The organism is Pedobacter glucosidilyticus DSM 23534 (genome assembly GCF_000425145.1).
GTDB lineage: Bacteria > Bacteroidota > Bacteroidia > Sphingobacteriales > Sphingobacteriaceae > Pseudopedobacter > Pseudopedobacter glucosidilyticus.
The window spans coordinates 76267-99266 of record NZ_AULF01000012.1 but is presented as its reverse complement, the minus strand read 5'-3'; the positions used below and the strand labels follow the sequence as shown (position 1 = coordinate 99266).

The following is a 23000-nucleotide window of genomic DNA, read 5'->3' as shown; positions in this document are numbered from 1 at the left end:
AATTTATGCACTATAACCTTTATACGGCAGAAGATTTTGCATCAGACGAATCATTTATCAATTATTACCTCAAAAGTAATGTTGATGATGTGAGTTTTTGGTCAGAGTGGATCAGCTGTAATCCAGAAAAACTGGATGAAGTTTTAACAGCAGAACGCTTATTGGATATGCTGTACTTGCAGCTTCCAGAGCATGAGCTGGATATAGAGTTGAATAAATTTGAATCTTTTTTGAAGGCAGAGGAAGCTAAGCCAGAAGCGCTATTAACGAGCTCGCCTTCAAAATTTTCTATAAATGGTGTTTATGTAGTGCTAGTGCTCCTCATATTGGTGCCAACCCTTTTTATTGGTGTGAAGCGTTTTACAAAGGCAAAAGAAACAGCTCAAACTTATATCACTAAACATAATTCTTTTGGGCAAAGAAGTATCATCCAGTTAAGTGATGGTACAAAAGTTACGTTAAATGCCAATAGTACCATCAAGTATCCTAAAATTTTTGGCGCTATCAGAAATGTAGAACTGGAAGGTGAAGCCTATTTTGAAGTGATGAAGAATCCTAAAAAGCCATTTGTAGTGCATACAGGTGCTTTAACTACACAAGTTTTAGGCACTTCTTTTAATGTGAATACCCAATTAGCATCAGGTAAAATTGAAGTAGCTTTAATAGAAGGAAGTGTTAAAGTTAATGATCAGTTAACGGGTAATACGTTAACCTTAAAGCCTCAAGAGCGAGTGTTATTTGACCAGGCAACTAACAAACTCATCAAGTCTGATTTTGATACTGAACTTTTAACCTCATGGAAAGATGGCATTTTAAAATTTAAGGATGCTTCTTTTGAAGAGATTGCTAAGAAGGTTTATGCTACCTATGGGATAACCCTTATAAATTTAAGTAAACATGCCAACTGGAGATACACAGGCGAGTTTAAGAATACAGATTACGTCAGTTTGATTAAAAGTATCTGTTTTTCAGAAAATTTAACCTATAAACAAGTTCAGGATACGCTCTATATCAATAAATAAATGTATAAAATAGCTCAAAAAAGTTTACTACCTATATTATTTTTGTTTATCCTTTTAACAGGAGTTTTAAAAGCTCAAAATAATTTGAGTTTAAACTTTAATAATGTTGCTTTAATTGATGTACTCAATGCTATAGAAAAGCAAAGTAATGTAAAGTTTAATTATGATGGTTCTGTTATTGATGTTAACCAAAAAGCTACCATTAGGCATTCTGGCTCTTTAAAAGATGCGCTTAACATATTATCAAGGCAGTTAAGACTAGATTTTGGTGTTGTAGGCAACAACATATCTATCAGAAAGGCGCAAAGACCAGTTTCACCAACTGTTAAAATGATAACTGGTAAAATAGTTTCTAAACAAGATGGAGAAACCCTACCCGGTGTTAATGTTTTGATAAAAGGAACCAGGCAAGGCGCTGTAACCAATATCAATGGAGAATTTACCATTAAATTGGTAGGTGATAACATTGAGAGTACAGTTTTAGAGGCTACTTATTTAGGGTTCAAGCCAAAGGAATTTAGAGTTGGTAAAGAAACTTTTTTTAGTATCCAGCTAGAACTTGATGCTATAGGTATCAACGAAGTTGTAGTTACCAGCTCTTATACCGCTAATAAAAGGAGGGAAGATGTGGTAGGAAGTATTTCGCAATTAACAGATGCCCAACTTCAGGTAGATAGGCCAATAGAATCTTTTGATAAAATGATGGAAGGCTTGGTGGCTGGTGTTTATGTAGAAACCAATACCGAGCTAGGAACCCCTGTAAAAATTAATATTAGAGGACAAGGTTCTTTACCTGCTTTTGGAGGGACTTCAAGACCAGTATCAAATACTTCTTCTCAACCCTTATATGTAGTAGATGGTATTCCGATGTACGAACAGCAGAGAGGAAATGAAAATCAGATTTTTAATAGAGAAGAAAACCTAAATCCATTAGCCAATATTAACCCTGATGATATTAAAAGTATTTCGGTTTTAAAAGATGCTACTGCTTCTGCACTTTACGGTGCCGATGCTGCTAATGGCGTAATCATCATCACCACAAAAGGAGGAACAGCTGGTAAAACTAAAGTAAATTTTAGCTATGATACTGGCGTAGCCACTTTCATTAACGAGTTTAAGTGGTTATCTGGTCCGCAATATTACAGTTTATTAAGAGAAACTTATATCAATGATGGAAGATCGGTAACCTCTGCCTCGCAACTTGCAGGAAGTAATACCATTGATACAGATTGGTTTGATTTAACTAATAGAAATGCAACTTATCATAATGCAAACCTAGAAATCTCTGGAGGGAAGGAAAATACCACATTTAGGTTTTCTGCGGGTTACAGAGATCAGCAAGCCAGCTCCATAGGTAACGATTTACAAAAAACATATATCCGTTTACGTTTAGACCATAGCCTATCAGATCGTTTTAAAGTTGGTTTTTCTTTAAGTCCTACTTTAACTAATAAAAATGCGCTTAATAATTATGGAGGCGTTTTATTACCTCCAAATTTATCTCCTTATAACGAAGATGGTACTTTTGCCACTTTTCAAGGTGTTCCAAATCCATTAGCTGTTTTAGCACAAAATGATAATTTTCACAAAGGTTTACAACTGTTAAGTAATTTAAATGCAACCTATAAAATAACCGATTCTTGGGGAATATCTGGTACCTTTGGTGCAGATTTTTATCAGAACAGGCAAACGATGTATATGTCTGCTTTGAACCAAACAGGAGCAAATCTTAATGGTAGGCTTGCCATTTTTGATAGAAATTATCGTAGCTATACGGGCTTTTTACAAGCTACTTACGATAAGGTTTATAATAATAAGCATACAGTAAGTTTTGTTGCAGGTACGCAAGTAGAAGATAAAACTACTAATTTACTAAGCGGAACAGGTACTGACTTTAGTTTTGATAGGTTACGTGTTTTGGGTGCCGCTGCAGAGCAATCGGCAAACTCTTCTCCTTCAGAAAATGCAGTGGTTTCTTATTATTCTCAATTGGGCTACGATTTAAATAAGAAATATTACATTAATATCAATGGTCGTGTAGATCAATCCTCTGTTTTTGGTGGCGATAGACAAGTGGCGCTAAATGGCTCTTTAGGTTTAGGCTGGATTATCTCTAAAGAGAATTTCTTAAAAAATGTAGAAGCCATCAATCTACTGAAATTGAGAGCAACTTATGGTTCAACCGGAAATTCAAGAATTGGTTCTTATGCCGCCCGTGGTTTGTACAATATAGAAACTTCTGATGGCGGTACCTATAACGGTAATGTTTCTTCTTTACCAGGAGCTACCTCTGCTCCAAATCCAGATTTAGGCTGGGAAAAAAACTTTAAATTTAATTTAGGCTTAGATTTAACCGTTTTCAACAGATTTCAATTAACGGCAGAATACTATAATAACACGGTGGTAGATTTAATATCTAATGTTAATGTACCTCTTGAAACAGGTTTTACAAATATTTTATCTAATACTAGTAAAATGCGAAATCAGGGTTTTGAATTGTCTATCAGTTCAGAAAATATCAAAACCAAAAACTTTACCTGGAGCAGCTCCTTCAATTTTGGTTCAAACGAAAATAAAATTATTGCATTTAATAATGGTTTTTCAGCCCTTTTTGGTAGTAGAGATGAAGCAGCAGGCTTTAAAGTGGGTAATAGTGCTAATGCTATTTATGGTTACCGTTGGGGTGGTGTAAATCCTCAAACGGGTTTAGAAATATTTTTTGATAAAAACGGAAATATTAAAACAGCAGAAGAGGTTAATGCACTTCCTATTACCGAAACTGTTGTAATAGGTGATAGATTACCAGATTTCCAAGGAGGTTTTATCAATAATTTTACGATAAAGGATTTTACCTTTTCATTTAACATCTTATATAGCTATGGTGCAGATTTTAAATTTGAAAACGCTGATGAGACAGACGGTAGAAATCTGCAAAATAGAAACCAAAGTATCAATTTGATAGATAGATGGCAAAGACCAGGTGATATTACCAATATACCAAGGTTAAATATCAATAGAGATAGGGTAAGTAATTCATCCAGGTATGTGTTGGATGCTAGTTATCTTAAACTTTCTAACGTATCATTAAACTATAAACTACCTCTAAAAACAGTTGCAAAAATTGGGCTTAATAATTTATCAGTATTTGCCAATGCAACCAATTTGTTTTACGTATATAAAGAACCAGGCGTAAAAAATAGAAATGGTATAGCCAAGAGAAGATTTACATATCCAGAAACTATGGCAATTACCGGTGGATTAAGAGTAGGATTATAAAATTTAAATCATGAAGAAGTTTTTCATATATATCAATATCGTATTTCTAATAAGCTTTACTTCTTGCGAAAAGCTATTGGATAAAGACCCTATAGAGCAGCTTTCTATTGAAGATTTATTTAGTGATGTTTCTGGTGCAAAAACCGCATTATCCGGAGCTTATCGTTCTTTGCTATCCATAAATTTATACCATAGAAACTTAATGGTTTACCCTGATTTAATGGGTGGAAATATCAAATACAGCCGTACCGTAAATATTGCTTTAGATGATATTTATAATTTAACTCAAAGGGCAAATTTATCCTCTATGAATGCTACATATACAGATTTGTATCAACACTTAAATAATGTAAACAATATTATCTTTTATACACCAAGTGCCGAAGGACAATCAGCTCAAAAAAATAGAATTTTAGCAGAAGCTAAATGTTTTAGAGCATTGGCACATTTTGACTTATTAAGAGTATTTGCTAAACCTTACAATACAACATCAGATGCTAGCCATTTAGGTATAGCTTTAATACTTAAGCCACAATTAATAACAGACCCATTACCTGTTAGGTCAACCGCAGCTCAATCTTATGAAGCGGTAATCAACGATTTATTAGAAGCTATTGTTTTATTTGAGAATAGTAGCCCAGTGTTTTCATCGGGTACACCACAAACCTATTTTTCTGCAAATGTGGCAAAAGCCCTACTGGCAAAAGTGTATTTATATGCCAATAACTGGGATAAAGCTTACGAATATGCAGATGATGTGATTAGAAACGGAGGCTATACCTTGTTAAGTAATGCTAATTATGTGGCGAGCTGGGCTACTAGAAATCCTTCTGTAGAGTCTGTTTTTGAAATTGCTCTGGAAAGCAATTTTTCTGGCTCTAGTTTAGGGTCATATTATGAGGTAAGTAATACCGGAGGTTTCAGAATGTACGCAGCTACTAATGATATTTTGACCCTCTATAGTGCAAATGATATTCGTAGAAATTCATCTTTATTTAATACAGTTACTATTAATAATGTAAACTACTCGTTTACAAAAAAATATGCTATTGGAGGTCTTAACGCCACTCCTGTTAAAGTATTAAGATTATCAGAATTATACCTGATAAGGGCAGAAGCCGCGGCAGAAAGAACACCAACTAACTTTACACAAGCTAATGCAGATCTTTCTTTAATCATCAAGAGAGCAGACCCGACAGCTGCTGATGCTAATTTTTCCAACAAAGCAGATTTAATTAATGCCATCCTTCTTGAAAGAAGAAAAGAATTGGCTTTTGAAGGTAATTTACTTTACGATTTGCTAAGGAAAGGCAAAAATATCAATAGGGTAGATTGTAATGCTGCCACTTGTAGTTTACCTTTTACTGATAATAGATTGGTCATGCCTATACCTATCAATACCGTTGATGTAAATCCAGGAATGGAGCAAAATACAGATTATTAATCATTACAATATGAATAAGCTTTTAATATTTTTAATTTTCATGGTTACCTTATCTGCTGGGTGCAGAGAAGAAGAACCTCCTTTAAAAGAAGATTTATATCCAGAAGAGCCACTTTCTACACCATCTTCATCGGCTATTAATGTATTTCATCAGAATATACCAAATTATCAATTATTTGTTTATAGATATAATGAAGATACGAAACTATGGTCTAACAGAATAATAGGGCACTTCTCTATTATATCTACCCAAGACCCTAATTATTTAGGTTTTGTACATCCGGTGGCTACCAGTGGGGTTACTTTTTTAGATATGCATAGATTATATGCCACCCAAATAGGAAGTACAAATGCGGTTACGGCAAAAATAAATGTAGATAAATTCATTGGTTTTTTCCCTGACTTTGAAGGTGCTAAAACTGGAATTGTAAGAGTAGTGCCTCAAGATATTACGGTAAGCAAAAATCCAAATTCAACTTTTGAGCCAGGTGTACCCACTTTTAAAATTGGTATCAGCGGGGAAGGTACTTATGATGAAAGAACAAAAATAATTAATCTAGAGGTTATTTTCAACGAAACGGCTATTGGTGGTCCTGCCGAGGTTAAAAGAAAATATACTATGAGTGTAGAAGCGCAAACTTTAAATCTATGAGAAAGATCATGTGTGTTTTGGTAGTTGTGATAACATTTATCATCACTACAGCTTTTTTACAAGACAACCCTAAAGTTTACAGTATAGCAGAACTAAGGGCATTATATAGCGGAGACCCAACCAAATGGCCGGCTCCGGATGTAGACGAATCTGTAAAGAATTTTAAAGATATAGGTTATTTAGGAAGACCAACATATCCAAAGGATAATCCGCACTCAGAAGAAAAAGAAAAATTAGGGAAACTATTGTTTTTTGACCCTAGGTTATCTGCTTCTAAACAAATTGCTTGTGCATCTTGCCACGACCCGGAGTTAGGTTGGGGAGATGGACGTAGGGTAGCTTACGGACATGACCGCCAAACTGGTAAAAGAAACGCTATGACTTTATTAAATGTAGCGTTTTACGAGAGTTTTTTTTGGGACGGTAGAGCTAAAAGTTTAGAAGACCAAGCTAAATTCCCTATCAAAGATCATTTGGAAATGAATCAGGATTTGAATACCATGGTGAAACATGTTTCGCAAATAAAAGGCTATAAACCTTTATTTAAGCAAGCTTTTGGCGACGAAAAAATTACCTTGGATAAAATACAAAAAGCCATTGCTACTTTTGAGCGTTCTATCATCAGTACCAATAGTCGTTTTGATGCTTTTGTGAAAGGCAATCCTAAAGCCTTAAAAGATGATGAGGTTTTAGGTATGCACTTATTTAGAACCAAAGCCAGATGTATCAACTGTCATAACTCTCCTCTATTTAGTGATAACCAATTCCATAACGATGGGCAAACGCTATTGGGCTCTAAAATGGAAGATTTAGGCAGGTATAATGTTACCAAAAAACTAGAAGATTTAGGCAAATTTAGAACTCCTTCTTTAAGAGAAACCAATATTACAGGTCCATGGATGCATCATGGTAATTTCCCTTCTTTAAAAGATGTGGTAGAGTTCTATAATTTAGGCAACCCTAGCCCAATACAAAAAGCGGCTATAGTGCCAGATTCTTTCAGAAACGTACCAAAGTCATCCATTTTAAGAAAACTTAACCTAACGCTAGAAGAGCAACAAGCCTTAGAAGCTTTCCTACGCTCTATTAGCACCAGAGTGAATAAAATTATTCCGCCTACGTTGCCAGAGGCGTAAATTATGGGTTGTTATAAGAAATAAAAAGATTGTTTTAAACCACCATTTTTGTCAGGCTGAGGTCTAATATATTTCATATAAATCAATATGTAATGACGTTTTTTACAAAATACAATAACCCTGATAATCAGTTTATTATAAAAAACGTCAATAGTAGCGGAGTCGAAGTCCTTTCTGAGCATATCAGATAATATTTCGACTCTGCTAATAAATATGATAGATGATAACCATTTCCCGAACGTGAACGCTCTAAGTAGGCTGGGATTTCCTTTTCTTTACAAAACTTTACTGTTATTCTACCATTAAGCTATTTTTAATCATATTCTTATTGTATTGCTGTATAAAAGCTTTTAAATAAGTATCTAATTCTTGTTTTTCTTTGGGGTGATGATGGCTGATGTCTTTTTTCAACAGCACATCATTTTTGTAATTGTGCAGCTTGCTGTTTTCTTCATGATACTTCAACACGTATTGATCTTTGATGATTTGGTAGTTGCCATCAATGGTATGGACAATAAAATGATTTTTTTGAGGATGAAGCATATCATGGCCAAAAGCAAAATAAGGCTTGTCAAAATTTAGATAGTTTAAAATAGTAGGAGGAATATCTATTTGCTGTACCGGATAGTCTCGTTTGCCTTTTAAAGCGCCGCTAGGGTCAAAAATGATGATAGGAACAGCAAAGGCACCTAATGATGTTTGATATTCTGGGTGACTAGCCAAGGTAGAATGGTCTGCTGTAATGATGAACAAAGTGTTTTTATACCAATCGCTTTTAGATGCAGTTTTAAAAAATTTGCGTAAAGCCATATCAGTATAGCCAACATTTTGATGTACTGGCAAGGTACCTTTAGGAAATTTACCTTCATAAGCCACAGGTAATTTGAAAGGATGGTGTGATGAAAGTGTAAACACACAAGTAAAAAAGGGCTGCTTAAATGTATTGATGTTTTTTGCCCAGTATTGTAGAAACGGCTCGTCCCATATTCCCCAAATACCGTCAAAATCATCGTCATTTTGATATTCTGATTTTCCGAAATAGTGTTCAATGCCAGCCATTTTAGTATAAGAACTAAATCCCATAGAGCCGTTTGGGGCACCATGAAAAAAAGAAGTATGATACCCTTTTTCTGACAGTAAGCCTCCCAAGCTATTGATTTTGTTACCAGAATAATAAGATAAAACGAAAGGTTCATTTATGCCTGGTATGCTTGATAAAACAGATGGCAAACCTTCTATAGACTTTCTGCCGTTTGCATAAGCATTTGTAAAACATAAAGCATGCTGAGCCAAAGAATCTAAAAACGGTGTATAACCTTTATATTTTCCTTCATCTAATTGAGGGTTAAAAGAGCCTAAAAACTCTCTGCTAAAGCTTTCTAATATAATCACAACAATGTTTTTAGGTTTAAACTTTTGCTTAGTGATAGGCTTTTTTATAGGGTTATATAAGCTGTCTGCTACTGTTTCAGTAAAGAAATTTTGCTCCTTTAAAGGCTTGGTTTTTAAAGTTCTGATGATGGAAAACGGTGTATTAATAACAATATTAATTTCAGAGGGGTCTTGCACATACTCGCCTGCATTGCTTATGGTAATAGGGCGGGTGCTATGCCTAAAACCGCCACGCATACCGGCTATAGAGAACCATATAATCATCAAGATCATTACAGCTGCGCTGCTGCCATAAACAACTGTGTTCTTAATTTTTGGTTTTTTTATGGGGATTTGCATATACGCCCAATACATGACGTAAATACAAAGCACAAATAGCAAGGTAGTATACCAATAATCCATAAAAATGAACTTTATAGCAAGTTCACCTAAGTTTTGCTCGTTAGAGAACTGGGCAAACATGCTAAAAGTACTACGTTTAAGGGTAAAGGGAAAGTAAGCAATATCAGCAACATTAAATGCTAGGCCTAAGCCATTAAAAAAGAAAAAAATGCCTGTAAATATTTTCTGATATCTTTTACTGTATCTGATTTTTAAAGGTATAATCTGGCTAATGATGAAAAGAATATTCAAGTAAATAATTGCACTGATATCAAACTTTAAGCCTCCATACAAAAGGGTTAAAAAATGCAAAAAATTAAACTCGGGAAAAGAAGAAGCATTAACAATATAAAATGCTATCCTGCAAATAGCATATAAAGCAACAACAATGAGTAGCCTTAATAATAAAGAGAAATAAATATTTCCTCTTAAAAACCTTAACATATTAAAGAGCTTCAAATAAACAGCAAATATAATATTAACTATATTTTTAAGCTAAATTTTAAATAATTTAAATTTTATAGAAGATTTAAATCATATTTTTTTAATCTCAATATAGTAGTTAGCATCTACAATAAAAGTGGTGCCTTGTACATATTGCCAGCTTGTTGTTGGTTTTAATAGTAGAGGTTTTTTATTGATACTTACTTGTAAAGGCATATCAAAATTAGCTACATCACAATTCCAGCGGTAGCTGAAGCCTTTCTTCTCTTTTTTTAGTTCTAATACCGGGATATTTTTGTATGCTAGGTATTGTTGAAATACCTTACTAAAATCTGTGTTTGTTTTTTGATTTATATATTGGATAATATCATTACCGGTAACGGTTTTTAATGCAAAATCTTTTTGAAGTCCTGTCAATAAATTACGCCATAGAGTGTCGTTATTTATGATGGTTCTTAAAGTATGAAGCATATTTGCGCCTTTATAATACATATCTGCTGAGCCTTCTTGGTTTACACCATAAGGGCCAATAATAGGTTTATCATTTTGGACATTGTTTCTTAAACCTATCACATATTCAGCTCCGGCTTTTTTACCGTAATAATACTCTATAAACAAACTTTCTGAGTAATTGGTGAAACTTTCATGCACCCACATATCGGCAATATCTTGGGTAGTGATGTTGTTGCCAAACCATTCATGTCCGGCTTCATGTACAATAATAAAATCCCATTTTAATCCCCAGCCAGAGCCCGATAAATCTCTACCCAAATAACCTTTTTTAAATTTGTTGCCGTAAGCAATCGCACTTTGATGCTCCATACCTAAATAAGGCGTTTCAATCAATTTAAAACCATCTTTATAGAAAGGATAAGGCCCAAACCAATGTTCAAAAGCTTGTAGCATTCTTTTAACATCGGCTTCAAAATGTATTTTAGCAATTTCTAAATGTTCTGGTAAGACATAATAATCAAGGCTTAAATTACCTTTTAAACCTTTGTAAACATCCTTAAAATGAGCATAATTGGTTGCGTTTACAGCTACATTATAATTGTTAATAGGCGAGCTTACAAACCAATGATAAGTGTTATAACCATCGGGATGATTTTCTACTGAGCGTAATTGGCCATTAGAAACATTCATGATATCCTTGGGTACACTTATACTCATGAGCATGCTATCTACTTCATCAGCTTGTTGATCTTTATTTGGCCACCAACTACTAGCACCCAAGCCTTGGCATGAAGTAACTATCCAATCTTTATCCTGATGTTTGGTAAACGTGAAACCACCATCCCAAGGGGCATTTTTTGCTATTTTGGGTTTGCCCTGATAATAAACTTCAAATGTATGTTTGCTGTTTTTTCTGATGCTATCTGGAAAGTTTAAAAAAACAGCATGATGGGTTCTGGTAAAAGTTAAGTTCTTTCCTTCATGTGTGATTTTATTTATGTGAAGGCTATCCAATAAATCAAACTGTAGGGTTTTAAAGTTTTTTGTGGCTGTAAACTGAAAAATATTACTGCCTGTAAGGTTTTGGTTATCAGCATCTATCTTCACCTTCAGATGATAAAAATTAACATCATAACAAGTTCTGTAAGGGCTATTGATATCGCCTCGCAAAGAGTCGGCTAAGGTAGTTTTTGTGTCGTTCAAAAGCTGACTATAAGCCGTTCCAGATATAAAGATGAGCACAAAAAGAATTATGTCTTTAAACATCGTATAAAATTTAGGCAATTTTAATGGTTGATTTAAATATCCAAAAACGTATTTTTAAAAAATCTGTTATACGAATTAGCATTTACAAATTTTAAATGAAGATACTTAAAGTAGAGGATAAAGCCACGCAGAAAGCATTTTTAGAGTTGCCGCTACACTTATATAAGAATGATAAGAACTTTATCAGACCTTTGGATAAGGATATAGAAATGGTTTTTGATGAGCAGCGTAATAAGTATTTTAGACATGGAAGTTGTATCCGCTTTATCTTACTGGATAGTACAGGTAAAACCATTGGAAGAATAGCTGTATTTATCAACAGAAAAACCTTAAATAGTTTTGACCAGCCTACCGGCGGCTTGGGTTTTTTTGACTGTATAAATGATAGAAGTGCTGCCTTTTTACTTTTTGATACTGCCAAAGCTTGGCTTGAAGCGCAAGGTATAGAAGCTATGGACGGACCTATTAATTTTGGTGACCGGGATAAATGGTGGGGTTTACTGGTTGATGGTTTTTATGAACCTTGTTATTGCTGTAACTATAATCCGCCTTATTATCAGCAATTCTTTGAAGATTATGGCTTTAAAGTTTATTTTAAGCAATACACTTATTACCGTAAAGTAGCACAAGAACTAGCCTCTAATTACGCTGATAAGGCTGGGCATATTTTAAAAAATCCTGATTATACTTTTGAACACATGAAGCTATCTAACTTAGCTAAATATATAGAGGATTTTAGGGTGGTTTATAATAAAGCGTGGGTAAAGCATAAAGGAGTAAGAGAAATGAGTACCCACCAGGCTAAAGCTATTATGTTACAACTAAAACCTGTTTTAGATGAAAAAATAGTTTGGTATACTTATTATAAGGGCGAGTGTATTGGTTTTTTTGTGAATATACCAGAGCTGAATCAACTTTTTGTAAAGCATGTTAACGGTAAGCTAGATATAATAGGGAAAATTAAATTCTTATATCATAAATGGCGAAAAACGGCTAAAACCATGTATGGGATTGTTTTTGGGATAGTTCCAGAGCATCAGAAAAAAGGTGTTGAAGTAGCCATGATTGTTAAAGCAGCAGAAACCATTCAAGATAAGAATAAGGTTACTTATGAAGATTTTCAGATGAATTGGATAGGTGATTTTAATCCTAAAATGATGAATGTAGCCGAACAAATTGGGGGTAAAATTTATAAAACACACCATACCTATCGTTATTTATTTGATAGGGAAAAAGAATTTAAGAGGCATCCTATCATTACTTAATTTCTTCACCACAGTGGTTACAAAAATTTGCCTCGGCCGGGTTTTGATGTCCACAATTAGCACAAGTTTCACTTTTGTTTTTAGATAGTTCAACCGTTATAATACCTGTTGGAACTGCTATGATAGCATAGCCCATAATCATGGCTAAAGAAGAAAGAAATTTGCCTAAAACAGTTTGCGGTACTATATCCCCAAAACCTACGGTAGTAACTGTTACAATAGCCCAATAAATACTTTGTGGTATGCTGGTGAAGTTGTTTGCACTACCTTCTATCACATACATTAATGTTCCTAAGATGGTTACCATGGTAAGTACAGTCATCAAAAACACACTAATTTTATACGAACTGGCTTTTAAGGCATTAAATAGCATTTGCGCCTCGCGGTTAAAGCGTACCAATTTTAAAATTCTAAAAACCCTTAATAGTCTAAAAATTCTTACCGTAAGTAGATAATGGTATCCTGCAAAAAATAAATCAAAATAGGTTGGGATAATAGAAAGCAAATCCACCAAACCCCAAAAGCTAAATATATAACGAATTGGTTTAGGTGATGTCCATATCCTCAAGATGTATTCTATAGAAAATAAGATGGTTAAAATCCATTCGATGGTATAAAATTCTTTAAAAAAAGCTTCATGTACTTCTGGAATACTCTCTATTATAACAATAACAACACTAAACAAAATGACCCACAGTAAGGCTATATCAAACGCTCTTCCGGCTTTAGTATCGTGTTCAAAAATAATGTTATATAGGCGCTGTTTCATCATATAAAAATAGTGTTAATTAGCTATTTTATCTTGTTTAAAATGCAATTTTGTGATAATGAGTGAGATATTCTCTTTAAAGAGATGTTTTCTTGTTGTAACCTTGCATCAAATATGAGTATGTTTGATAGTTTTTCATACGAATGATTTGTAGTTATCAAAAGTATTTTTATTTAATAATAAATTAGAAATTAATGTTTTCAAGAATATTCCGCAAATTAGTTGATATATCTCCTAATTTAAGTTTAAAGCTTTGGCAGTTTTTTTACAATATCGTAGCTATTAGGTTTTCCAAATTAAGCGCATGGAAATACATGAATTATGGATTTTCAGATCAAACAAATTTAAGCCCAGAGTCTTATGAAGATTTAAGTGCAAATTTGTATAAACACTTGTTTAACAAGATTGATTTTTCTGGTAAAGATAGTTTAGAAGTTGGCTGCGGAAGAGGTGGTGGTTGTGATTTATTGCTAGATTATCATCCTAGGAGTATTACAGGTTTAGATTTCTCCGAAAAGGGGATAAATTTTTGTCAGAAAACATATCATGAAAAACCTCTAACATTTATAGCAGGTAATGCAGAAGATATTCCTTTTCTGGATTATAGTTTTGATGTGGTCATCAATGTAGAATCATCTCATTGCTATGGTAATCGTATAAAATTTTTCGAGGAAGTATATCGGGTTTTAAGGCCAGGGGGATATTTTTTATATGCTGATTTTATGGGTGCTGTTCACTATCATAAACGCCCGATACAGTTGGTAAATGTTGGTTTTACCATTCAAGATGAACAGGATATTACTTCTAATGTACTGCGCTCTATGGATAAAAGTGCCAACTACAAAATTGAAATGGTTGAGAAAAATGTCCCTAAGCCATTTAGAAAGGCAATAAATGATTTTGTTGGAGTACCGGGCTCAAATATTTATGATAATTTTAGCAGTAAAAAATCTACCTACTTTTCATTTATTTGTATGAAGCCATCTGCTTAACAAGCTATTTTACAATCTTTCATGATACTCTAATTAAGGTAAGAAAATAAGAGTTATCATGATAACAAATAAATTAAATAACCTTTCTGTGCGTAAATTAGAATCGTTAATTTAGCCCAAACAAAAAATTAATAAGATGCAATACGACGTTATCGTAATAGGTTCTGGTCCGGGCGGTTATGTAGCCGCTATCCGTTGTGCCCAATTGGGAATGAAGACCGCTATTGTAGAGAAATATTCAACCTTTGGAGGTACTTGCTTAAACGTAGGTTGTATCCCATCAAAGGCTTTGCTAGACTCGTCAGAACATTACCATAATGCAACCCATACCTTTGCAGAACATGGTATTGATGTTAAAGATGTAAAAGTAAACATCAAGCAAATGATTAACAGGAAAAACGAAGTGGTAGCGCAAACTACTGCTGGTATTACTTTCCTGATGAAGAAAAATAAGATAGACACTTATGAAGGCTTAGGCTCTTTTAAGGATAAAAATACCATTAAAATTGCATTAGCAAAAGGTGGCGAGCAAGAAATTACTGGTAAAAATATCATTATCGCAACAGGTTCTAAACCAACCGAATTACCTTTCTTAAAAACCGATGGCAAACGTATAATTACCTCTACCGAAGCTTTAAACTTAACAGAAGTACCAAAACACTTGATCTTAATTGGAGGAGGTGTTATTGGCTTAGAATTAGGGTCTGTATATGCTCGTTTAGGTGCTGAGGTTACGGTGGTAGAGTTTGCATCATCCATTATCCCAACTATGGATAGTACCATGGGTAAAGAGCTGCAAAAATCTTTAGCAAAACTAGGGGTTAAGTTCTTATTGAGTCATAAAGTTACAGGTGCCGAAGTAAAAGGTAAAAAAGTTACGGTTACGGCTGATTCTCCGAAAGGTGAAAAAGTAGTTTTAGAAGGTGATTATTGCTTAGTAGCTGTTGGTAGAACTGCTTATACCGAGGGTTTAGGTTTAGATAAAATAGGAATTACGGTAGAGGAGAGAGGTAAAAAAATCCCTGTAAATGAGCATTTAGAAACTTCTGTTAAAGGTATTTATGCCATTGGCGATGTGATTAAAGGTGCTATGCTGGCTCATAAAGCCGAAGAAGAAGGTACTTTTGTGGCTGAGGTAATTGCCGGACAAAAACCGCACATCAATTATAATTTAATACCGGGCGTAGTTTATACCTGGCCAGAAGTTGCTTCTGTTGGTTATACCGAAGAGCAATTGAAAGAGCAAGGTAAGAAATACAAAGTAGGTTCTTTCCCTTTCAAAGCAAGCGGAAGAGCAAGAGCTAGTATGGATACCGATGGTTTAGTAAAAGTATTAGCAGACGCTGCAACTGATGAGATTTTAGGTGTACACATGATTGGACCACGTACGGCTGATATGATTGCAGAGGCCGTTGTAGCTATGGAGTTTAGAGCAAGTGCAGAGGATATTGGTAGAATTAGTCATGCGCACCCAACTTTTACAGAATCCTTTAAAGAAGCTGCTTTAGCCGCTACTGATAATAGGGCAATACATATTTAATTTTTTTATTTCGATTAAATTTAATTTATTTGGGAGTTATAATATTTCCTAAATAAATTAAATTTATGTATGCCTATTTAAAACAACTACTAGTAGTTATATTAATTCTTATTGATATAAAATCATTTTCTCAAATCCAAGAGAGTTATAGCCAAGCAACGTTAACATTTACTAATGGAAAAGTAGAAAAAGGCTTTATTAAGGATATTGAACTTTCCAAAATTGATAAAGATATAAAATTTAAAAGTTCAATATCAGATAAAAAGTTCCTCAGCCTGAAACCGGATAGTTTATTAAATGAAATAAAGCTAGAAAGTGGGGAAAAATATAAAGTTTTATCTGTTAAACACCCTCTAACGCAAGATACATTAAAAGTTTTAGCAGTTGTTTTGCTTGAGGGCAATCTTTCATTGTATGAAAGTGTTTACAATGAGTCTGGAATATTTATCATTCAGAAACAAAATCAAAATTATTGGCTTCAAAATGATGAGTTATTAGCTAATGATACTAAAGTTACTTCTTATAGATATAAGAATACTTTGTTTACGCAAGTTTCAGACTCTAAAGTTTCATTTTCAGAAGTCGAACTTTTGACATTTAATAGGAAGAGTATGGTTGAAATTGTTCAAAAGTATAATGGAGAAAAAGGTGTTCAGTCAGACATAAGAATTAAAAATAAGAAGCCAGTTATTTTTCTAATCGCTGGTGGGGGTGTAGGTTATGATATTGGGAATAATAGCGAATATTATTTTGAAAGTAGACTAAGACTTTTTTCTCCTTCTATAAGTAAAAGTTTTTCTTTAAATGTAGGATTAAGATATCATTATTTTGATAATCAGCTTATTGATCAAAATAGGAAAATTATTCAAGTTGGTTCAGGTTTATTTGAACTTCCTATTGAAATCCAAAATAATTTTTTGAGTCGTAAATTTAGACCTTTTGGTACGGTAGGTGTAAGTTTGTCGTATCTTAATTTAAATTTTTCTAAAATTCCTGAAAATTATAGTTCAGAATCAGCAAAACAATTAGCAGCTAGTGTTGGAGGGAAAGATGGATTTGGAGCAAATCTTATTTATAGTTTAGGATTAGAATGGAATATTATCAATAGTTTGATTTTAAGAGGAATGTTTATAAACAATAGAAATGGGGAGACAATTTTATGTGGACTAAAATATAACCTTAAGATAACTAAGTAAAGGTTATTTTTTGTATATAATTGTAAGAAGTCGCTTTACTATAAATTAGAAGATTCTTAAATTTAATAATCCTCAATATTTAACCATTAAATTGAGTAAATATTGAGGATTTGTTGAAACCTTACTAAGGTCTTTATATTCTTAAGATGAACTGGATTTTAAATCATATTAGCGCTATGCTCATACTCTTTAACTTCCTTATGGTCATAAGGCTCTACCATTAACTCATCAATGGTTTTTTCGGCTTTTTTACCGCCGTATTTTTCTATCAGCCTATCAAAAATCTGATACATTACCGGAACAATTATTAAGGTTAAGAATAAAGAACTTAATAACCCACCTATAATTACCCAGGCTAAGCCGTTTTTCCACTCGGCACCCGCACCAGCAGCTAAAGCAATTGGTAACATACCAATAACCATGGCAATGGTAGTCATTAAAATTGGGCGTAAACGAGCGTGATTGGCCAAAATTAAAGCCTCTAAAGTGCTTTTACCTTCTTTCTTCATTTGGTTGGTAAAATCTACCAAAATAATGGCGTTTTTAGCAACCAAACCTATCAGCATAATTAAACCCAAAATGGTAAAAATGTTAAGGGTATTATTGGTTAAGCCCAATGCTAATAATGCACCAATGATAGAAAGTGGGATAGAAAACATGACCACAAAAGGATAAACAAAGCTATCATACAAAGCAACCATAATAAAGTAAACCAATAAAATAGAGGCTAATAAGGCAATACCTAAAGTGCCAAAACCTTCACTTTGGTTTTCTTGGTCGCCACCCCAAACATAGCTTACCCCAACAGGGCGTGGCATATCTTCTATTTTTTGTTGGAACTCGGCTACTATTGTACCGGTTGGCCTACCTACAGATTGTGCTTGTACAGAAACTGATGTGCTTTTATCACGACGTTCTAACTGGCTAGGACCAGAGCTTTGTTCAATAGTAGCAAACTGAGAAAGTTTCACCTTCTCGCCTTGCTTATTGATGAAAATCAGGTTGCTTACATCTGTAATATTTTTTCTGTTGAAAGTTTGATAGCGGATATTCATATCGTATTCGTACTCTCCCTGACGGAATTTACCATCTGTATTACCATTGAAAGCGGTTTGCATGGTTAAACCAACTGTTTGTAAATCTAAAGCTAGGGCCGACATTTTATCACGGTCTACTTCCACTCTGATTTCCGGATTACCAGCCTCTACCGATAATTTGGTTTCTGCTGCACCACTTATACCAGCTAAAACGTTTTTAGCTTCTTCTGCAAATTTTAAAACGCTATCTAACTCAGAACCTACTACAATTAAATTAATAGGAGCTTGCTCTGCCGTACCTAAAATACTTACGGGTACCGTTTTAACTTTTGCTCCTACCAATTCCTGAGCTAATGCTCTACTAATTTTGGCTGCAAAAATGGAAGCTTCGTCTTCACGGTCTTTTCTTTCTACCAGTTTTACATTAATTTCTGCTTTATATGCCGTAGCTAAAGAACCGCCCATACCTTCGCTAGATTGCCCAACAGTAGTAATTAAAGAGGTGATTTCTTTACGTTGTGCTAAAAAATCCTCGGCTTTTCTGGTCATTTGGTTGGTTACTTCTATAGATGCATCTTTAGGCATCTCTATCTGAACCAGAAATTCTCCTTTATCACTTTTAGGGAAAAACTCGGCACCAATATAGCCAGCACCCAAAAGATAAAATGAGGCTATCAATAAACCAAATGTTGCACCTAAAGCAATTCTTTTATGGTTTAAACTCCATTTTAAAATACGAGTTACCCAATTTGTAAAACGATGTAGTTGTTTCTCGAAACCTAAAATCATTCTACCGAAGAAAGTTTTATCAGTAATTTTTTCGAGTTTGCCAAAGCGTGATGATAATAAGGGTACTATAGTAAAAGAAGTTAATAGAGATAATAAGGTGGATATGATAACTACCACACAAAATTGAGTTAAAATATCAGAAACTAAACCTGTACTTAAAGCAATTGGGAAAAATACAACAACAATAACTAAGGTAATAGAAGTTACTGTAAAACCTATTTCTTTGGTAGCATCCATAGCGGCTCGTACCTTATTTTTACCCATCTCCATGTGTCTGTAGATGTTTTCTAATACCACAATGGCATCATCTACCAGAATACCTACGACCAAGGATAAACCTAATAAAGACATTAAGTTTAAAGAGTAACCCATGATATTCATCCCAATGAAAGTGGCAATTAAAGCCAGTGGGATGGCAACCATTACGATAAGGGCATTACGTATGCTATGTAAGAAAAATAGCATCACAAAGGCAACTAATATAATCGCTAAAATTAAATCGTGTATAACGGCATCAGCAGATTGTAAGGTAAAAACCGAGCTATCATTTGCGACATTGATTTTTAAACCGGTGTCTTGATAATCTTTTTCAACTTTACTGATGATATTGTAAACGCCCTCACTTACCAGTACAGCATTAGCATCAGATTGTTTAATTACTTGTAAGGCAATAGAACTTTTTCTGTTTACACGAGCCAACTTCTCTACATCTTTTTGTGTGTCTTGTACATCTGCAATATCTCTTAATCTGATTTGCGCTCCTGTGTTTGTGGTGCTGATAACTTGATTTCTGATCTCATCAATGTTTTTATATTTTCCGGCTAAACGGATTAAAACATCCTGCTCCTCTGTTTTAGTACTACCTGTAGGGAAATCTAAATTGGCACCTAAAATAGCCTGTTGTACTTGCGGGATGGATAGGCCATAACCTTCAAGTTTAGCAGCATCTAAACTGATTTGAATTTCACGCTCTTGCCCGCCAATTAGGTTTACTTGTGCAACTCCCGGAACACGAGAAATGATTGGGGCGATACGTTTATCTATCAAATCATAAAACTCGGCATCAGCCATATTGCCAGAAGCAGACATGGTAATGATAGGTAAATCATCTAAAGAAAACTTATTTAAAGCTGGGGCATCTATATCCTCAGGTAAGTCTTTTAAAATAGCATTTACCTTTCTTTGGGCATCATTTAGAGCTAAATCTACATTAGTACCGCTATTTAAAGTTATGGTTACAACTGATAAACTTTCATAAGATTTTGATTCTATTTTTTTGATGTTTTCCATTGATGAAACTGCGTCTTCAATGGTTTTGGTAACGGTATTTTCTACCTCGCTGGGTGATGCCCCAGGATATACCGTACTTACAGATACTACAGAGGGAGAGAACTTAGGTAATAACTCGTAATTTAAAGAGAAATAACTAAGTAAGCCCAATAAAGTAAGCACTGTAAAAACTACAATAACAAGCGTAGGACGCTTTATAGATACTTCTGTAATTTTCATTTTATATATCGTTATAACAGCATAAGCTGTTGTTTTCTATGTTTTGATTATTTAACCGGAGAAATAGGGGTACCATCAACCAAATTGATTTGACCACTTGTAATCACCGTTTCTCCTTCTTTTAATCCTTCTAATATTTCTACCTGGTCGCCAAAAACTCTTCCAGCTATAACATTTCTTTCTTTTGCAACATCGCTCTGTGCGATATAAATTTTATTACTACTTACACTACCTACAAAAGAAGTTCTTGGAATGGTAATGGTAGCGGCTTGTTTAGGAAACTCAAATATGGCAGTGCCGTACATCCCAGCTTTTATTTGGCTGTTAGGATTATTGCTTAGCTCTATCTCTATAGGAAAGTTTAAAGTATTATCAGCTTTAGGGGCGATAAAAGTGATTTTCCCCTTAAAATCTTTATCGTTAAAAACATTAGATTTTATCCTTACTTGGTCGCCAATTTTTAAGTTAGCCACTTGGCTCTCGTTAACAGTTAAGGCAAGCTTTAATTTAGAAACATCAACCAACTCAAACAATTTGGTTCCTGGCGAGATATATGCGCCTTGCTCTATTAAACGTTTGTTTACAATACCGTTTATGGGCGATTTAATATTGGCGTCTTTTAATCTTCTTTTGGCTTCTTGTAAGCCAGCCTTAGCATTTTCTACACCTAATTTGGCTTGATCTAACTGTTGTTGTGTAACACCACCGGTACTAAAAGAACTTTGGTAGCGCTCCAAATCTCTAGCGGCGTTTTGGTAAGCAGCTTCTGCATTTCTTACACCAACATTTAAAATTTCAGCATCTATGTAAGCTAAAATTTGTCCTTTAGAGACTCTGCTTCCTTCATCCACCATGATACGGGTAACCCTACCAGAATTTTCTGCTGAAAATTCTAAATCTTGTGCTGCCGCAAAAGTACCATTGGCAGTAAAATTCATGTCTATTTCGTTTTTTTTGACAACAGCTGTTCTTACAGCTACCGCACCTTTACCGGCAGCTACAACTGCGGTTTTTTCTTCGTTTTTTTTCTTATTATTAGCAAGAACCCAACCTATAACTACAACTACTGCAATTACGCTTATTACGGGTATAATTATCTTTTTCATGATCTTAGTTTAATAATGTTTTGATGTTACCGTTTGATTTAATTAACTGTATTTCTGCTATTTTATAGTTTAATAATGCTTGATTATAACTGTTTTGCGCTTCTGTCAAAGCATTTTCAGTATCCAATAAATCGGTTAAAGAAGCTAAACCATTGTTATAATTATTTTGGGTACTGGTGTAAATTTCTCGGGCTAGCGCAACATTTTGCTTTTGCGAATTGATGGTGTTAACACTGTTTCTGAGTTTGATTTTTGCATTTTCATAATCAGCGTTAAGTGCATTTTGAGTTTGCTTGCGGTCTTCTTCGGCTTTTTGAATGTCAATTTCTGCCTGTTTTATTCTAGAGCGAGTAGCAAAACCATTAAAAATGGGTATCCTTAAGGTTAGCCCAATAGCTGATGCATCAAAGCCAATTGCCTGTTTTTCGCCAGATTTAAAGAAATCAAATTTATCACTCTGGCTAGTATAGTTGTAATTACCTGTTAAAGATAAAGTAGGGTAGTATTCAGATTGATAAGCTTTTCTTTGCAAGCCTAATAAGTCTTTTTGTACGTTCAACAATCTCAATTCTGTTCTGCCAGATACATCAACTGTATCCGTTAGAAAAGGGATTTTTACAACTTCTTGTAATTCTTCCTGAGGTAAGGTAATAGCCGTTTTAACAGGCATCCCCATAGCGTATTTGAGCTGATTTTCTAGTTGCGTAATGGTATTGGCAAATTGCTCTCTTTGGGTATATAAATTGGTTAAGTTTACCTGAATACGGTCTACATCAATTTTTTTAGCCAACCCATTAGCATATTGGTTTTTGATGATTTTTTCTACAACTTTTACGTTTTTAATATTGGTATCTATAACATAGAGCTGTTGTTTATTGACTAAAATTTGATAATAATTGTTAGCTACTTGCTCTATAATTTGCTCTTCGGTAAGGTTAGCATTAAGCTCATAATATTGTTCGCTTGATTTTGCTGCTTTTAAACCTGTAAAAACCTGTTGATTAAAAATCTGCTGGTCTACCTGTAAGCCAGCTTGGGCATTCCACCTACGGCCAATTTGTATAGATTGATCTCCAAACACAATTTGTCCTAAAATGGGGTTATACGCAAGGCTACTATTGGCATTTAGCTGTGGTAAAGCCTGGGCTCTAACTTCTTCTGTTTTATACCTTCCTCCATCAATATCCAATTTTGCTTTTTTGATATTTTCATTGTTTTTGATGGCATACTGCAAGGCATCTTTTAAGGTTAAATTTATTTGTTGTGCTGTACTTAGCTTGGCTATAGATAAGCTTATAGCCATTAACAACATGATTTTCATTGTTTTCATT

Annotated in this window: 15 protein-coding genes; 9 read left to right on the top strand and 6 right to left on the bottom strand. The window is 34.2% G+C overall.

All coding sequences use genetic code 11. The features are described 5' to 3' along the window. Positions 1–5: 5 nt before the first annotated feature. Genes H510_RS19505 through H510_RS0104980 form a run of 5 tightly spaced genes read left to right on the top strand, consistent with a single transcriptional unit; the run spans position 6 to position 7530 of the window. Positions 6–1022, top strand: a complete 1017-nt coding sequence (locus tag H510_RS19505; RefSeq protein WP_051291057.1) for a FecR family protein — start codon at positions 6–8, stop codon at positions 1020–1022. Continuing rightward, positions 1023–4298, top strand: coding sequence for a SusC/RagA family TonB-linked outer membrane protein (locus tag H510_RS0104995; RefSeq protein ID WP_026903304.1), 3276 nt, complete (start codon positions 1023–1025; stop codon positions 4296–4298). 10 nt (positions 4299–4308) lie between these two features. Then, entirely contained in the window at positions 4309–5742 is a 1434-nt protein-coding gene (locus H510_RS0104990) for a RagB/SusD family nutrient uptake outer membrane protein (RefSeq protein ID WP_081659193.1), read from the top strand. A 10-nt stretch (positions 5743–5752) separates the two neighbouring features. Then, a complete protein-coding gene (locus tag H510_RS0104985) occupies positions 5753–6394 on the top strand; it encodes a hypothetical protein (RefSeq protein ID WP_026903302.1) in 642 nt (213 codons plus the stop codon). Next, complete coding sequence (locus H510_RS0104980) at positions 6391–7530, top strand: cytochrome-c peroxidase (protein WP_026903301.1); 1140 nt, start codon at positions 6391–6393, stop codon at positions 7528–7530. Before H510_RS0104985 ends, H510_RS0104980 begins: the two co-directional genes overlap by 4 nt. 291 nt (positions 7531–7821) lie before the next feature. Here the strand turns inward: H510_RS0104980 and H510_RS0104975 are convergent, their stop codons facing one another. Then, a complete protein-coding gene (locus tag H510_RS0104975; RefSeq protein ID WP_036691968.1) occupies positions 7822–9747 on the bottom strand; it encodes an LTA synthase family protein in 1926 nt (641 codons plus the stop codon). Positions 9748–9837: 90 nt separating this feature from the next. Continuing rightward, complete coding sequence (locus H510_RS0104970; RefSeq protein ID WP_026903299.1) at positions 9838–11466, bottom strand: M1 family metallopeptidase; 1629 nt, start codon at positions 11464–11466, stop codon at positions 9838–9840. 95 nt (positions 11467–11561) lie between these two features. Between H510_RS0104970 and H510_RS0104965 the strand changes: the two genes are divergently transcribed. Then, on the top strand, positions 11562–12731 hold the full coding sequence (locus tag H510_RS0104965; protein WP_026903298.1) for a hypothetical protein: 1170 nt from the start codon (positions 11562–11564) through the stop codon (positions 12729–12731). Here the strand turns inward: H510_RS0104965 and H510_RS0104960 are convergent. Continuing rightward, positions 12724–13503: an ion transporter gene (locus H510_RS0104960; protein ID WP_026903297.1), complete on the bottom strand. Its 780-nt coding sequence runs from the start codon at positions 13501–13503 to the stop codon at positions 12724–12726. The two genes, H510_RS0104965 and H510_RS0104960, sit on opposite strands and share 8 nt — an antisense overlap. Before the next feature lie 191 nt (positions 13504–13694). Between H510_RS0104960 and H510_RS18290 the strand changes: the two genes are divergently transcribed. The 3 genes from H510_RS18290 to H510_RS0104945 all read left to right on the top strand — a co-directional run bounded on the left by H510_RS18290 (position 13695) and on the right by H510_RS0104945 (position 17228). After that, on the top strand, positions 13695–14492 hold the full coding sequence (locus tag H510_RS18290) for a class I SAM-dependent methyltransferase (RefSeq protein ID WP_051291056.1): 798 nt from the start codon (positions 13695–13697) through the stop codon (positions 14490–14492). Between the two features lie 136 nt (positions 14493–14628). After that, positions 14629–16032, top strand: a complete 1404-nt coding sequence (gene lpdA / locus H510_RS0104950) for a dihydrolipoyl dehydrogenase (RefSeq protein ID WP_026903296.1) — start codon at positions 14629–14631, stop codon at positions 16030–16032. A gap of 65 nt (positions 16033–16097) precedes the next feature. Continuing rightward, positions 16098–17228, top strand: coding sequence for a hypothetical protein (locus H510_RS0104945; RefSeq protein ID WP_026903295.1), 1131 nt, complete (start codon positions 16098–16100; stop codon positions 17226–17228). Between the two features lie 158 nt (positions 17229–17386). On the opposite strand, the gene H510_RS0104940 is transcribed toward H510_RS0104945, so the two are convergent. From H510_RS0104940 to H510_RS0104930, 3 genes are read right to left on the bottom strand one after another with little or no spacing between them, the layout of a single operon-like run. Next, positions 17387–20563, bottom strand: a complete 3177-nt coding sequence (locus H510_RS0104940) for an efflux RND transporter permease subunit (RefSeq protein WP_026903294.1) — start codon at positions 20561–20563, stop codon at positions 17387–17389. 47 nt (positions 20564–20610) lie between these two features. Then, positions 20611–21669 carry an efflux RND transporter periplasmic adaptor subunit gene (locus H510_RS0104935; RefSeq protein ID WP_026903293.1) on the bottom strand — a complete coding sequence of 353 codons (1059 nt, stop codon included), beginning with the start codon at positions 21667–21669 and terminating at the stop codon, positions 20611–20613. Positions 21670–21673: 4 nt separating this feature from the next. Continuing rightward, on the bottom strand, positions 21674–22999 hold the full coding sequence (locus H510_RS0104930) for a TolC family protein (protein WP_026903292.1): 1326 nt from the start codon (positions 22997–22999) through the stop codon (positions 21674–21676). Position 23000 lies beyond the last annotated feature (1 nt).

Coding starts and splice junctions, on each gene's coding strand:
- H510_RS0104990 (WP_081659193.1), top strand. CDS start 4,309: ATGAAGAAGTTTTTCATATATATCAATATCGTATTTCTAATAAGCTTT.
- H510_RS0104970 (WP_026903299.1), bottom strand. CDS start 11,466: ATGTTTAAAGACATAATTCTTTTTGTGCTCATCTTTATATCTGGAACG.
- H510_RS19505 (WP_051291057.1), top strand. CDS start 6: ATGCACTATAACCTTTATACGGCAGAAGATTTTGCATCAGACGAATCA.
- H510_RS0104975 (WP_036691968.1), bottom strand. CDS start 9,747: ATGTTAAGGTTTTTAAGAGGAAATATTTATTTCTCTTTATTATTAAGG.
- H510_RS0104985 (WP_026903302.1), top strand. CDS start 5,753: ATGAATAAGCTTTTAATATTTTTAATTTTCATGGTTACCTTATCTGCT.
- lpdA (WP_026903296.1), top strand. CDS start 14,629: ATGCAATACGACGTTATCGTAATAGGTTCTGGTCCGGGCGGTTATGTA.
- H510_RS0104960 (WP_026903297.1), bottom strand. CDS start 13,503: ATGATGAAACAGCGCCTATATAACATTATTTTTGAACACGATACTAAA.
- H510_RS0104930 (WP_026903292.1), bottom strand. CDS start 22,999: ATGAAAACAATGAAAATCATGTTGTTAATGGCTATAAGCTTATCTATA.
- H510_RS0104965 (WP_026903298.1), top strand. CDS start 11,562: ATGAAGATACTTAAAGTAGAGGATAAAGCCACGCAGAAAGCATTTTTA.
- H510_RS0104995 (WP_026903304.1), top strand. CDS start 1,023: ATGTATAAAATAGCTCAAAAAAGTTTACTACCTATATTATTTTTGTTT.
- H510_RS0104980 (WP_026903301.1), top strand. CDS start 6,391: ATGAGAAAGATCATGTGTGTTTTGGTAGTTGTGATAACATTTATCATC.
- H510_RS18290 (WP_051291056.1), top strand. CDS start 13,695: ATGTTTTCAAGAATATTCCGCAAATTAGTTGATATATCTCCTAATTTA.
- H510_RS0104935 (WP_026903293.1), bottom strand. CDS start 21,669: ATGAAAAAGATAATTATACCCGTAATAAGCGTAATTGCAGTAGTTGTA.
- H510_RS0104945 (WP_026903295.1), top strand. CDS start 16,098: ATGTATGCCTATTTAAAACAACTACTAGTAGTTATATTAATTCTTATT.
- H510_RS0104940 (WP_026903294.1), bottom strand. CDS start 20,563: ATGAAAATTACAGAAGTATCTATAAAGCGTCCTACGCTTGTTATTGTA.